This is a genomic window from Botrimarina mediterranea (assembly GCF_007753265.1).
Lineage (GTDB): Bacteria > Planctomycetota > Planctomycetia > Pirellulales > Lacipirellulaceae > Botrimarina > Botrimarina mediterranea.
On record NZ_CP036349.1, the window covers coordinates 4,535,689 to 4,548,968 of the forward strand.

Consider the following 13,280-nt stretch of genomic DNA (forward strand, 5'->3'; position numbering starts at 1 on the left):
CGCAGTTCGCCCCGCCGGCCATTTGACGCCCCCGACCGTCGGCGTAGACTAGAGAGTGCGCTCTAACTGCCGAGCGCTCAATGACTTACCCTCCCGGTCGCGGCGTCACTGCGAACGGCACAGCGACCCTTTCCGCCATGTTCGGCATCGGCCCCGTCCAGCTTCTCGTTGTCCTTGTGATCGCGCTGCTGCTCTTTGGCACGCGATTGCCGTCAATCGCTCGCGCGTTCGGTCAGAGCATCACCGAGTTCAAGAAGGGCGTGAAAGAGGTCGAGGACCACAGCAACGAACCGCAGAAGTAACGGCGCCGATAGCGCTGGTTCGTCGCCCCGCTGCCTTGCTGTCAAGACAAAGCCATGTTCGGACTCAACCCCGTCGAGATGCTGATCGTCGGCGTCGTCGCCATCCTGCTGTTCGGCAGCCGACTGCCGACGGTGGCGCGGTCGCTGGGCAAGAGCATGACCGAGTTCCGCCGCGGGATGAATGACCTGCAGCACGAGTTCCGCAGCGCGATGAACGAGGCGGATGAGGCGGCCCGGGCCCCGGTGCAAGGCGCCCAAGGCCGGCTCCCCAACGCGGCCGAGGTTGCCCACGACGAAGACCCCCCTCGCCGCGACGACAGCGCCAGCGATTCGGCCTACGACTCCCATGTACCAGAGACCGATGCGGTTAGTGAAGAAGATGCTCTGGCGGCCGTCGATCGTCGTGAAGAGGCTCCAGCTCCGAGTCCGGCGCCCAGTCCGTCCAATGTCGGCTGAGCACCAAGCGGGGGTCGGCCGCAACCGTCTAGCGGGGCCCTTTGGCTCTGGCTACCATTCGGGCCTCCCGCTAAGATTTGGGGCTCGCCGCTAGACCTAGCTTCTGGCTGGCAAGAACACGCGGGCGATTAGCTCAGTTGGTTAGAGCGCTGCCTTCACACGGCAGAGGTCACAGATTCGAGTTCTGTATCGCCCACTAGCTGTAACTTCTGCCGAGTCTTGAGTTTCTGACACCTGCCGACGGTCGGCAGTGCGGCGTTTCCCGGAGAGCCAAAACGGTACCTACCGTTTTGGGGCTTCAATCCTTGGGAGACCCGCGATGCCACGTCTAGTAAGTAAGCTGCCGACCTATCGTCGCCACAAGGCGAGCGGCCAAGCTGTCGTCACTCTCTGCGGTGTCGATCACTACCTTGGGCCCTACGGTTCGAAGCCGAGCCGCGTTCTGTACGACCGGCTGGTCGCGGAGTGGCTGGCAAGCGGCCGCTCGCGGCCAAGCAACGCCGACGCGTCAGCTTTGACAATTGTCGAACTCGCTGCGCGGTACTGGGAGTTCGCCGTCGGCTACTACCAGAAGGACGGTCGCAGCACCGGTGTCACCCCGGGAATCAAGGCGACGCTGCGATACCTCAACGACTGGTACGGCCGTGAGCCTGCGGACCAGTTCGGGCCCCTGCGGCTGAAGGCGCTCCGTGACCGGATGATCGCCGACGGGCACAGCCGCAACTACATCAACGACCACGTGGGCCGCATCAAGCGGATGTTCAAGTGGGCGGTCAGCGAGGAACTGGTCACGGAATCGACCTACCACGCGCTCGCTGTCGTGGAAGGTTTGAAGCGAGGACGGACAACGGCGCGTGAGACAGCACGTGTCCTCCCGATTGACGACGCGATTGTTCAGCAGACGTTGACATTTCTTCCCGAAACGGTCGCCGACATGGTCAGACTGCAACGCTTAACAGGCATGCGGCCAGCGGAGGTCTGTCTGCTCCGGCCCTGTGACCTGGACCGATCGAGACCGGTTTGGATCTACCGACCCGAAAGCCACAAGACAGAGCATCACGGCCGGGATCGGTGGGTTTTCGTGGGCCCGCAGGGTCAAGAGCTGCTCGACCGTTACCTCGATCGTGACCCCGACAGCCGCTGTTTCCAGCCTCGAGACAGCGAGGCACGGCGCCGGCTGGCGGCACATGCGGCTCGGGTAACCCCACCAAATCAAGGGGACGCGCCGGGCGCCAACCGGGCGCCTCGGCCCAAACGGTCGCCGGGAAGCACTTACCATGTCGCAAGTTACCGGCGGGCAATCCATCGCGCTTGCGATAAGGCCGGCGTTGCCCGTTGGAGTCCGAACCGCCTCCGGCACGCCGCCGCGACAGAAGTCCGCGCGAAATTCGGCCTCGAGGCCGCCCAGGTCGTTCTCGGCCATGCTGGGGCCGATGTCACCCAGATTTACGCCGAGCGGGACCTCGCCAAGGGGCTCGAGGTAGCCGCAAAAATTGGCTAGCCCGGGCGCCTTCTTTTTTGCGACTGCGTTTCTGTCTAATCGTTCGCAGTCCCTCGCACTGGGGACGAGTGAATAGCACGAAGACGCAGGAGGCAGGGATGGTTATTGAGAGTTGCACGGCGATGATCGTCGCGGAAAAGCTGGATGAGCTGCAACAATGCCTGCTCGGGCTGTCCGAGAACACCGCGTGGATTGAGCGGATCGCGGAGCGCTACGCATTTCTCTACGACGAGGAGAATCGCATTTGCGGGCTGGTCGGGTGGTGGCGGTCCAAAGGCGCCTCGATCCCCGAAGTCCATATCCATGATTACTTGCTCCGCCGTCGGGAGTTGCTCGCGACGGTCAACCTAGCGGAAGGCGTCGATGACGACTCGGTCGCCGGCGAGGAATACGCGCGCACCGAATTCGACGACGCCTTGCCCTATGGTTGCCTCCCGCGCGCTTTTCCGTTCTCCGCCGACGCAGCAGAGCTCACCGATGATGTTATGCCGTCCCGCGGTGCGATCGCGGCTGCCAAGGCCAACGAATGCCTGTCAGCCGTACTGGAGGATCTGGCACGGCTCCCCTCGTTGGTGGTGGCGGCGGACCAGTCGCTCGACGGCCTCTCGAAATCCACTGTGTTGCAACTCGATGGCTTGAACGGGCGCCCATGGATTCCGCAAGTGCGGCGTCAGTTGCTCGACCATCTGCCGGTATTCCTCACGCTTCGGGGCGTCAAGAAGTCGGATCCGCCCACTACTGCGATCGATTTTTTGACCGAGCTTTGGCCGGGAGAAACGCAGAAAGCTTGGGCCTCCGCTGCCTATCACGCAGAGCATTTTGCCGATGACGCCCGTGCGTGCCGCAGCGCGGAGGCTGGGCCATCGGGCCAGCCGCCGGCGATGGATTCTCATGCACGGGACTGTGTCGAGATTGCGGATGGGCCGATCACGCCAGACTGTTGGCGACACAACGGGCAATTGCTCTACGACCTTAAAGGAGTGCCCTTCCAGCTCGCCTCGACCTTGTACGAAGCCATGCCTTACGGAGTCCGGTTTGAACAACTGGCGGAGCCGGTCCTTGGGGATCATGCCGCCCCAGTTGATTCCAAGGACGTCCAGAATTGGGCGACACCCGTTCGCAACTTCTTCAAGAAGCATCGCATCCCGCTTACGGTCACAGTCCGCCAGCCATACGTATCAATCAGGCCCGCTCAGCAAGCCGGCGTCACTGATGGCGAATAAGTGCCAGATAAGTCTGTCCTAAGACTTCCCTAAGAGTTTCCCACGACACTGCGTCGCCAAACTTCCTCGCACTACTGAACGCATCCAACCGTTCATCCCTGCGAGGAACCAATGCTGAAGGATAACTCCGGTTACCTGACTCTCCCCGCCGCGTCGGCCACGCTCCCCGGCCGGCCTCACGTCGCGACCCTCCACCGCTGGCGCACCCGTGGTGTGCGTGGGGTCCGCCTACGGACCTGCCTGATCGGCGGCCGGCGGTACACGACGCGCGAGTGGCTCCGCGAGTTCATCGAGGCGACCACGGCCGAGGATGCTGGCGCGCCCCGCGCCTCTGATAGCCCCCGCCGCGAATCGGAAATCGCCGCCGCCGAGCGCTGCCTAAAGGCCGCCGGCATCTAGTCCCCCCAGCCAAGACCTCGCCGCCGGCGGTGCGCCCTAAAAAAAAGGCCCCGCCGAGCGTTGGCGCGCTTCGGCGAGGCGGAGAATCCATTGCTCCAGAATTGTAACACACTCGACAAGAAATCGAATCGCCGTTCGGACCCGGGAGATATTGGTGGCAAACAACTAAAGGGTAAGCGGTTCAAGCTGCTCGAGGCGATCGATCCGCAGAGCCTCGACACACCAATCGGACGTCGCGCTTGGGCAACCGTGGTCAACCTGCTAAAGGCCATCGCGATTTTCTCGAAGGATGGGCCCTGCGAGGCTTACGTCAGCACTATCGCCCAGTGGATGAGCGAGAGGGTTGGCGTCGATCGGTCGACGGTCCACCGGGCATCGAAGCTGGCCCAGGAACTCGGATTGCTCATCATCGAGCCGCGGTACTCGCACGGCGGTCGCACGGCGAATCGGTGGATCGTCTGCTGGGATGTCGTCGAAGAGTTGGCGGAGGCGTCTGGCCAAGGCAGTCAGTCGCAGGATGCAACAGTGGGGGTCGCACATTGCGACCCACCTGATCGCAATCTGCAGCAAAGTGAGTCGCACGATGCATCAGGGTGGCTCTCAGTATGCGACTCACCTCGTCGCAGTTTGCAACAAGGTGAGTCGCACAATGCGACAGCTAATAAAGGATTAACCTCTTCATTACCCCTTGAAGAATCCCCTCCTCTTTCCCCCGCAAACGGCTGGGAGGAGGAGGTCGAAGTTCTTTTGAAACTTGGGGTACGTCAGGCACAGCCTGCCGTGCAGGCCGCGATCGCTGCCGACTGCACGATCGACGACTGGCGCCCTCATCGCGAGTTCTGGCACGAGCACTCCGATCTTTGGGACAGTCCCGAAGGCGTGTTATACAGCCGGCTCTTCTCGCTGCGTCCTGGTCAGGCGTTCGACAAAGGGTGGCCCGAACCCAACGACTCGAAGTTGAAAGCGCGGAAAGTCCGGATCGAGGGTCTCAACTACGACCGCAAGAAGCAGGCGAAAAAGCAATGGGAGAGCTACGATCGGGCCAAACATCTTGAGATTCTGCAGGAGGCGGGATTCTCTCCGACCAAGGCCGAGCAGCTTTACGACTGGAACCCTGCCGCAGCCGAACGCTACGCGATCGCCCACATGGCGCGGCCGCTGAAGCTGCCCTGGTAGGGTCGATTCTCCCTGCTCCAAAATGCGCCCGATCGCGGCTATCATCGGGCCCGGCACGACGCCCCTCTCCTCGGACCGACCCCGAATCGATGGCGAAGAAGAAGACGACACGCAAGGCGAAGGGCGACAACGCTGCGGCCGCCGCTCCTGCCACGCCCACCGACCTCGATTACGCCGACAAGCTCTGGAAAGCGGCCGATACGCTCCGCGGGCAGGTCGATGCGGCCGAGTACAAGCACGTCGTGCTCGGACTCTTGTTCCTCAAGTACATTAGCGACGCCTTCGCCGCGCGGCGTGACGAGCTGGCCGCCGAGCTCACCGCCGACGGCATCCCCGCGGCGCAGCACGCCGGGCTCCTCGAGAGCCGCGACGAGTACGCGGCCGAGAATGTCTTCTGGGTCCCCAAGGCGGCCCGTTGGGAAGAGCTGCAAGCGCAAGCCACCAGCCCCAAGATCGCCACGCTGATCGACGACGCCGTGCTCGCCGTCGAAGCCGACAACCCCTCGCTGAAAAACAAGCTGCCGCGCGACTACGCTCGCCGCGGCATCGAGCCGATCAAGCTCAAGTCGCTCGTGGACCTCGTCGCCGACATCGGCTTCAAGGGGGGCCGCGACAAGGCCCGCGACACGCTCGGCCGCGTCTACGAGTATTTCCTCGGCAAGTTCGCCCAGGCCGAAGGCAAGCTCGGCGGCGAGTTCTATACGCCCCGCTGTGTGGTGCGCCTGCTCGTCGAGATGCTCGAGCCCTATGAGGGCCGCGTCTACGACCCGTGCTGTGGTTCGGGCGGCATGTTCGTCCAGTCCGAGCGGTTCGTCGAGGCCCACGGCGGCCGCCGCACCGACATCTCGATCTTCGGCCAAGAGTCGAACCCGACGACGTGGCGCCTCGCCCATATGAACGTCGCGCTGCGTGGCATCGAGGCGAACCTCGGCGAGAAGCCGGCCGACACGTTCCTCGCCAACCTGCACCCCGACCTGCGGTGCGACTACCTGCTCGCCAACCCGCCGTTCAACGTCAGCGACTGGTCGGGCCAGCTCTTGCGCGACGATGTCCGCTGGAAGTACGGCGCCCCGCCCGTGGGCAACGCCAACTACGCGTGGATCCAGCACTTCGTCCACCACCTGGCGGTCCCTAACGGGAAAGGCGGGGGCGTCGCCGGGTTCGTGATGGCGAACGGCTCGCTATCGAGCAACTCGGGGGGCGAGGGGGACATCCGCCGCAGCATCGTCGAGGCCGACCTCGTCGATTGCATCGTCGCCCTTCCCGCACAGCTCTTCTACACGACCGGCATCCCGGTCTGCCTCTGGTTCCTGACACGCGACAAGACGGGCCGCAACCTGCGCAACGGCTGCCCGAACCGGCCAAGGGCCGTAAGGGCGAGACGCTGTTCATCGACGCCCGCAAGCTCGGCGCGATGCAGACGCGGACGCTGCGCGTCTTATCGGGCGCGGAGGACGCCGAGCTGTTCGAGGGATCGCACGACCCGGGGCCCGACTCCGATATTGGCCGCATCGCCTACGCATTCCGCCAGTGGCGCGGCGAGCCGGCGCCGAAGTGGTGGGATGAGAAGCAACACGGCGAGTGGAAGTACGCCGACCGTCCCGGCTTCTGCAAGGCGGCGACGATCGCCGACATCGCCAAGCACGCCCACGTCCTCACGCCGGGCCGTTACGTCGGCGCCGAGGATGTCGAGGACGACGGCGAGCCGTTCGCGGAGAAGTACCCGCGGCTGGTGGCGGAGTTGGAGACGCACTTTGCGGAGGGGGAGCGGCTAACGGTGGTGATCCGCGAGCGACTGAGGTCGTTGGTATGAATAGAGATTGGCGTCAAGTCACGCTGGAAGAAGTCTCCGATCAAATAACGGTAGGCCACGTTGGTTCGATGGCCTCGCGCTATGTCGAAATCGGCATTCCATTTCTTAGGTCGCAGAACGTAAAGAGACTTCAGCTTGACTTATCGGAGACCAAGTTCATTCCTGAATCCTTCCACGCAGAATTGCAGAAGTCTCGGCTGCGTCCTGGAGACGTAGTAATCGTGCGAACGGGAGAACCGGGCTCCTGCGCGGTCATCCCGGATACTTTGCCGGACTCAAATTGTTCAGACCTCGTTATCGTGCGGCCGGGCTCCGAGTTGGATGCTCGCTTTCTTTCCTACTATGTGAACGCAGCGGCACAACACCACGTTGCGTCGCATCTAGTAGGGGCAGTCCAGCAACACTTCAATGTTGGTGCAGCCCGGACGCTTCCTCTCAACCTCCCTCCTTTCTTTGAGCAACTGGCGATAGTTGGCGTGCTCGGCGCGCTCGACGACAAGATCGAGCAGAACCGGCGGACGGCGGAGGGATTGGAGAAGTTGGCGCGGGCGATCTTCCGGGCGTGGTTCGTGGACTTCGAGCCGGTCCACGCCAAGGCGGCCGGCGCCACGTCCTTCCCCGGCATGCCGCCCGCCGTCTTCGACTCGCTGCCGACCCGGCTGGTGGACTCGGAGCTGGGGCCCATCCCGGAGGGATGGGGAGTGGAGCGTCTCTCGACGATTTGCGAGGTCAATCCGAAACGAGCGATACGCAAGGGGGATGTCGCACCCTATCTCGACATGAAGGGCATGCCGACTTCTGGACACGCGCCTTCGGATTGGATCGATCGGCCCTTCGGTTCAGGAATGCGGTTCATCAACGGCGATACGCTGGTGGCGCGGATCACGCCTTGCCTAGAGAATGGCAAGACCGCGTACGTCGATTTCCTCGAACCGGATCAAGTAGCGTGGGGTTCTACCGAGTACATTGTCCTGCGGCCTCTCGATCCAAACCCTCCGATCTTTGCTTACTGCCTCGCGCGTACGGATGAGTTCCGCGACTTCGCGGTTCAAAATATGAGCGGAACAAGTGGACGGCAACGCGTACCGGCGGAAGCAATGGACCACTACCGGCTAGCGAACCCATCGAGAAGTTGCGCCGAGGCTTTCGGCAAGATCGTCGAGCCACTCTTCGCGCGCGTGCGAGCGGGAATCGACGAGTCGCGAAAGCTTGCGGAGCTGCGGGACTACCTGCTGCCCAAACTGCTGAGCGGCGAGGTGCGGGTGAATCCCACGGCGGACGAGGAGGCAGCGTAATGGACCCAAATAAGCAAAAAGAAGAGTTCAGCCGGGGATACGTCCAATCGTTAGCGGCTGCGGCTGGTTTCTCGGTCTCGGAACCGAGCGTCGATGATGATAGTATCGACCTCACCTTCCATAGGACCGGCGGTAAAGGGACGATACGGTCTCCAAGGTTCGATGCGCAGCTGAAGTGTTCTGCGCAGGCGTTGCCGACGACTGATTTCGGCTTCTCTCTGAAGCTCAAAAATTACGACGACCTTCGGGTACCCTCAGGCCAATTGGCCGTTCATCGAATACTGGTAGTGGTACTGGTTCCGGACGACCCTGCCGACTGGGCGAGATACGCCACCGCCCACCTCCCGCTCAAGCACGGGGCGTACTGGCTAAATCTCGCCGGAATGCCGACAAGTACGAATAAGACGGCGCAATCCGTTACGATTCCCTTCGGTCAATCCTTTACGGTGGATTCGCTATTGGCCATCATGGATGTCGTGGGAAATGGAGGTACTCCGTAATGCTCGACACCTTCTCAAAAGCCGCAATCCGAACTGTTCGGCCCCTCGACGTTGCGCAATACCTCCGGTTCTCTGGCTGGGAGGAGACGCCCCGCCCTGCCAGCTCCGATTCACAGTGGCGAGCCTGGCAACGAACTATTGGCGACGACGAATTCGAAGCGATAGTTCCCCGCGCGACGGATCGTGCGGATTATGCGCTCCGAGTCGCGGAGTTAATCGAGACAATCGCGGTAAGCGAAGGCCGCGAGCGCGAACAAGTCTTTTTTGACTTGCTACATGTCGGCTCGGACGTAATTCGAGTACGGATTTCTGATCCAGACTTTGAGGACGGCTCCCTACCTATAGAAGAGCATGCAATCGTCGCGCAGAGGACCAGCGATATCGTGCTCGCCGCCGCATGCGCGGCAGTTAGTCCTAAGCCCGTTTGGCGTTCGCGCCGGCCGGCTGAGGCTGTTGAGCAAGTCCGAGGTATCAGAATTGGGCAAAGCGAAATCGGAAGTTACATCGTCAAAGTAATCAACAGAATTACTCCAAGCCTAGAGCCAGACAGTCAAGAGACCGAAGAGCCGTTTGATCGTCGTGTCACCACGACGTTGGCCTCCGCTCTCGTTGCGTTGGACAATGCGTCTGAGCGGGCAGCCGTCTACTCAGAGATGGACGCTTTCAACCGCGCAGTGCAGTCCGGAGTAAGTGCGAATCTTTGCGATGCCGTCTCTGGCCTTTGGGGGGGGGACGATTCGCAGCGGCAGCTCGAGTTCATGTTCAGCTGGTCGCCAACTCGTCCTGTTGGCGCGACACCAATCCGTCGCGTTGGTTTCGGTTCCGATCGCGCGAGAGTGATCCGTGAAGCAGGAAGACTATTGCGTGAGAGAGCGCCGGAAGAAGATTTCCAGGTAGGCGGGTATGTCGTGAAGCTAGACAGAGCACCTGATAACGAGTCCGGATCGGTCGTTGTCGCCTGCGACATAGACGGCGCGACGCGTCGTATAAGTATGGTCCTGTCGGGGAATAACTATAGGGCGGCAATCGATGCTCACCGCGACACCAATCTGTTCCGCGCGACCGGTCTTCTCTCCAAAGCTGGACGGACCTATTCGCTTGAACTGCCTCACAGCATCACGGTAGAGAGCGAGCAGTAAACTCCCAACCTGGTGCATAGGTCGCCGCGTTGCACGAATTCGCCGTCGAAGACGATACGCTCGAACTCCTCGCCGGCCTCGGCTATTCAGCCGCTAGGGGCGTCGATCTATCCGAAGCGGGCGACCGGACGCAGCAAACGGACTGGCTCCTGCGACCGCGGCTGGTGGCGGCGATCGGGCGGCTCAACCCGCAGCTCTCCGCCGACGATGTCGAGGGCGTCGTGCGGGTAGTCGCCGCGCCACCGCACCCGACGCTCGTCGAGAACAACCGCTGGCTGCACGGTCTGCTGACGGGGGGCGTCGATGTCGAGTACGCCGACCCGACGACCGGCGAACGCCGTGGCGACAAAGCCCAGCTAATCGATTTCGACAACCCAGCGGCTAACGACTGGCTTGTCGTCCGCCAACTGACGATCGCCGGCGCCGGCGGCAAATCCGTCCGCCCCGACCTCGTGGTCTATCTCAACGGCCTGCCGATCGGCGTCGTCGAACTCAAGGACCCGACCGACACGGTAGCGACGCTCGACCGGGCGATCGACGATCGCCTCCGCAAGTACCAGCGGCTGGTCCCCGACCTCTACGCCGCGAACCTGCTGTGCGTCGCGTCGGATGGGCTACTGACGCGGGTCGGCTCGTTGACGGCGAATGCCTCGCGTTACATGCCGTGGCGGCCCGAGGCGGGGGGCGAGCCGTCTCTCGACGCGATGTGCCGCGAGCTGCTCGCGCCCGACCGGCTGCTCGACTACCTGACAAGTTGCGTCACGTTCGAGGAGGACGAACGCGGCGACATCGTCAAGAAGATCGCCGGCTATCACCAGTTCCGCGCCGTGCGGAAGGCCCGCGAGCGCGTGCTCACCGCGCAGCGGACGCCCGGCGCGCCGGTGGACGACAACCCACTAGGCCAAGCCGACGGCCGCGGCGGCGTCGTCTGGCATACGCAGGGCTCGGGCAAGTCGCTCTCGATGCTGATGCTCGCTGGGGCGCTGGTGCGTCAGCCGGAGATGGCGAACCCGACCGTCGTCATCGTGACGGACCGCAACGACCTCGACGACCAGCTCTTCAGCACGTTCGCGATGGGGCGTGACCTGTTGCGGCAGGCGCCCATCCAAGCCGAGAGCCGCGAGCACCTGGCGGAGCTGCTGGACCGCGCCAGCGGCGGCGTGATCTTTACGACGGTCCACAAGTTCACCGAACGGAAGGACCCCATCAGCGAGCGGCCGAATATCGTCGTCATGGCGGACGAGGCCCACCGCAGCCAGTACGGATTCGTCGAGGGGGGCGCCCGCTGGATGCGCGACGCGCTGCCGAACGCGACGTTCGTCGGCTTCACCGGCACGCCGCTCGAGCGCGACGACAAGAACACGATCCACGTCTTCGGCGAGTACGCCGACGTTTACGACATCCGCCAAGCGGTGCTCGACGGCGCCACCAAGCCGCTCTATTACGAATCGCGGCTGGTGAAGCTCAAGATTGACGACGCCGAGGCGGACGCCGCCGAGAAGCTCGTCGATGACCTCGCCGAAGCTGACGCCAGCGGCGCGGAGCCCGCGGGGACGGTGCGGGTGCGTCTCGAGCAGTTGGTCGGCGCGCCCGACCGGATCAAGGACGTGGCGAAGTTCGTCGTCGAGCACTGGGAGGCCCGCCGCTCCGCGATGGAAGGCAAGGCGATGCTCGTGACGATGAGCCGTATGATCGCCGCGCGACTCTACGAGGCGATCCGCGAGCTGCGGCCCGAGTGGCACAGCGACGACGACAAGCTCGGCGCGATGAAGGTGATCGTCACCGGCATGGCCAGCGACGAGGCGCCCCTCGCGCAGCACGGCCGCACCAAGGCGGCGCGGAAGGCGCTGGCGGCGCGGTTCAAGGACCCGGCCGACGAGTTCCGGTTGGCGATCGTCTGCGATATGTGGCTGACGGGTTTTGACTGCCCGCCGGCGCATACGATGTACCTTGACAAGACGCTCGCCGGCCACAACCTGATGCAAGCGATCGCGCGAGTGAACCGCGTCTTCGGCGACAAGCCGGGCGGCCTGATCGTCGATATGCTCGGGCTCGTGGACCAGCTCGCCGACGCGCTGGAGACCTACACGCGCGAAGGGGGCACCGGCGACGCCGTCCAGAAGGTTCAAGACCGCGCCGTCCCGGTGATGAAGGACGCCTTCGAGACGTTGCAAAAGTTCCTGCATGGTAGCCGTTACGAGGAGGCCCTCAACCCGGGTTCGCAGTTCCTGCCGATCGCTCTGCGGGTGATCGACCATATCTTCGGCGCCGACGACGGCTGGAAGCGATACCAGCGCGAGCTAAAGAAGCTCTCGACCGCCTATGCGCTGGTCGTTCCGCGCGAGGAGGCGGAGGCGATCGTCGATCACCTGCGGTTCTTCCAGCAAGTCGCGGCGATGATCCGCAAGCGACTCGGCGATGACCGCGGCGGCGACCGCTCGAAGCAGCGCGACATCGACGCGGCCGTACGGCAGGTGGTGGGGGGCGCGGTAGACGCCGACGAGGTGATCGACCTCTTCGCCGTCGCGGGGCTCGAGGACGCCCGGCTCGACATCCTCTCGGACGACTTCCTGAAGCGCATCTCGGCGCTCGAGCAAAAGAACCTCGCCCTCGAGACGCTCAAGAAACTCCTGGCCGACGAGATCCGCACGACCGAGCGCACGAACTTGGTCCGCAGCCGCCAGTTCCGCGAGGCTCTTGAGGACGCGATCACCAAGTACACCAACCGGGCGATCGATACGGCGGAGATGATCGCCAAGCTGATCGACCTGGCGGTGACGATTCGCGACGCCAAGGCCGAGGGGCAGGACCTGGGGCTCTCGTCCGAGGAGGTCGCCTTCTACGACGCCCTCGCCGAGAACGGCTCGGCCCGCGAGGCAATGAAGTCGGACGACCTTCGATTTATGGCGCGCGAGTTAACGGAGATGGTCAAGAAAATGCCCAAGCTCGACTGGACCGAACGGGAGGCCGTCCGGGCGACGCTCCGCCGCAACGTAAGGCGGCTGCTGGCCAAGTACGGCTATCCCCCCGACCTCTCCGAGGACGCGACGCAGCTTGTGCTGAGGCAGGCGGAGCTATCGACGGAGGGGACGTAGGGGGCCGCCAGCGGCGTCGATGGGTCCTCCCTGGCAAGATCGGCCAAGCAGGAGCAGCAGACGAGGCAGGGGCGGTGAAGGGCGTCTCGGACCCGCCCTATCCGCGTCTCAAGCCAGGAGCGGCGTCTAGCAACGCCAGGGGGGCCGGCCTACGAGCATCCCGCCGCCCCGACCCTGGCGACGACAACCAAACTGGGGCGACGTCAGGGAGAGCCCCGCAAACTGCGTCGAATGATGTAACCGAAGTGGCTTTTGCGGATGTCGAAAGCCGCGCAGGCGTTTTAGCACCTGCGAAATATAGGGCTGCGACCGCGTTGTTCTTGTAACATCCCCAGCAGTAGCGCGACGACGGGGGCAAGCTTCTCGCTATCGATTCAACCG

The 13,280-nt window shown here is 63.4% G+C and carries 11 protein-coding genes and 1 tRNA gene; all 12 read left to right on the top strand.

The features are described from left to right. Positions 1–80 precede the first annotated feature (80 nt). The 12 genes from Spa11_RS17470 (at position 81) to Spa11_RS17525 (ending at position 12,899) form a co-directional block, all read left to right on the top strand. Complete coding sequence (locus Spa11_RS17470; protein ID WP_231933012.1) at positions 81–302, top strand: Sec-independent protein translocase subunit TatA/TatB; 222 nt, start codon at positions 81–83, stop codon at positions 300–302. Between the two features lie 54 nt (positions 303–356). Further along, positions 357–758, top strand: a complete 402-nt coding sequence (locus tag Spa11_RS17475; protein WP_145114596.1) for a Sec-independent protein translocase subunit TatA/TatB — start codon at positions 357–359, stop codon at positions 756–758. A gap of 122 nt (positions 759–880) precedes the next feature. Further along, positions 881–954 (top strand) — tRNA-Val (locus Spa11_RS17480). A 123-nt stretch (positions 955–1,077) separates the two neighbouring features. Then, positions 1,078–2,259 (top strand): tyrosine-type recombinase/integrase, encoded by a 1,182-nt coding sequence (locus tag Spa11_RS17485; RefSeq protein WP_145114598.1) that lies wholly within the window; start codon positions 1,078–1,080, stop codon positions 2,257–2,259. A gap of 98 nt (positions 2,260–2,357) precedes the next feature. After that, complete coding sequence (locus Spa11_RS17490) at positions 2,358–3,482, top strand: hypothetical protein (protein WP_145114600.1); 1,125 nt, start codon at positions 2,358–2,360, stop codon at positions 3,480–3,482. A 111-nt stretch (positions 3,483–3,593) separates the two neighbouring features. Next, entirely contained in the window at positions 3,594–3,881 is a 288-nt protein-coding gene (locus tag Spa11_RS17495) for a DUF1580 domain-containing protein (protein WP_145114602.1), read from the top strand. Between the two features lie 60 nt (positions 3,882–3,941). Further along, positions 3,942–5,057 carry a hypothetical protein gene (locus Spa11_RS17500; RefSeq protein WP_145114603.1) on the top strand — a complete coding sequence of 372 codons (1,116 nt, stop codon included), beginning with the start codon at positions 3,942–3,944 and terminating at the stop codon, positions 5,055–5,057. Positions 5,058–5,146: 89 nt separating this feature from the next. Next, positions 5,147–6,832, top strand: a complete 1,686-nt coding sequence (locus Spa11_RS17505) for a type I restriction-modification system subunit M (protein ID WP_231933014.1) — start codon at positions 5,147–5,149, stop codon at positions 6,830–6,832. 106 nt (positions 6,833–6,938) lie between these two features. Next, the gene (locus tag Spa11_RS17510; protein WP_197529485.1) at positions 6,939–8,165 is read left to right on the top strand and encodes a restriction endonuclease subunit S; all 1,227 of its coding nucleotides are present in this window, start codon (positions 6,939–6,941) and stop codon (positions 8,163–8,165) included. Further along, entirely contained in the window at positions 8,165–8,665 is a 501-nt protein-coding gene (locus Spa11_RS17515) for a DUF4365 domain-containing protein (RefSeq protein ID WP_145114605.1), read from the top strand. The genes Spa11_RS17510 and Spa11_RS17515 overlap by 1 nt, the downstream gene beginning before the upstream one ends. Next, a complete protein-coding gene (locus Spa11_RS17520) occupies positions 8,665–9,804 on the top strand; it encodes a hypothetical protein (RefSeq protein WP_145114608.1) in 1,140 nt (379 codons plus the stop codon). Before Spa11_RS17515 ends, Spa11_RS17520 begins: the two co-directional genes overlap by 1 nt. 29 nt (positions 9,805–9,833) lie before the next feature. Continuing rightward, a complete protein-coding gene (locus Spa11_RS17525) occupies positions 9,834–12,899 on the top strand; it encodes a type I restriction endonuclease subunit R (protein ID WP_145114609.1) in 3,066 nt (1,021 codons plus the stop codon). Positions 12,900–13,280: the final 381 nt, after the last annotated feature.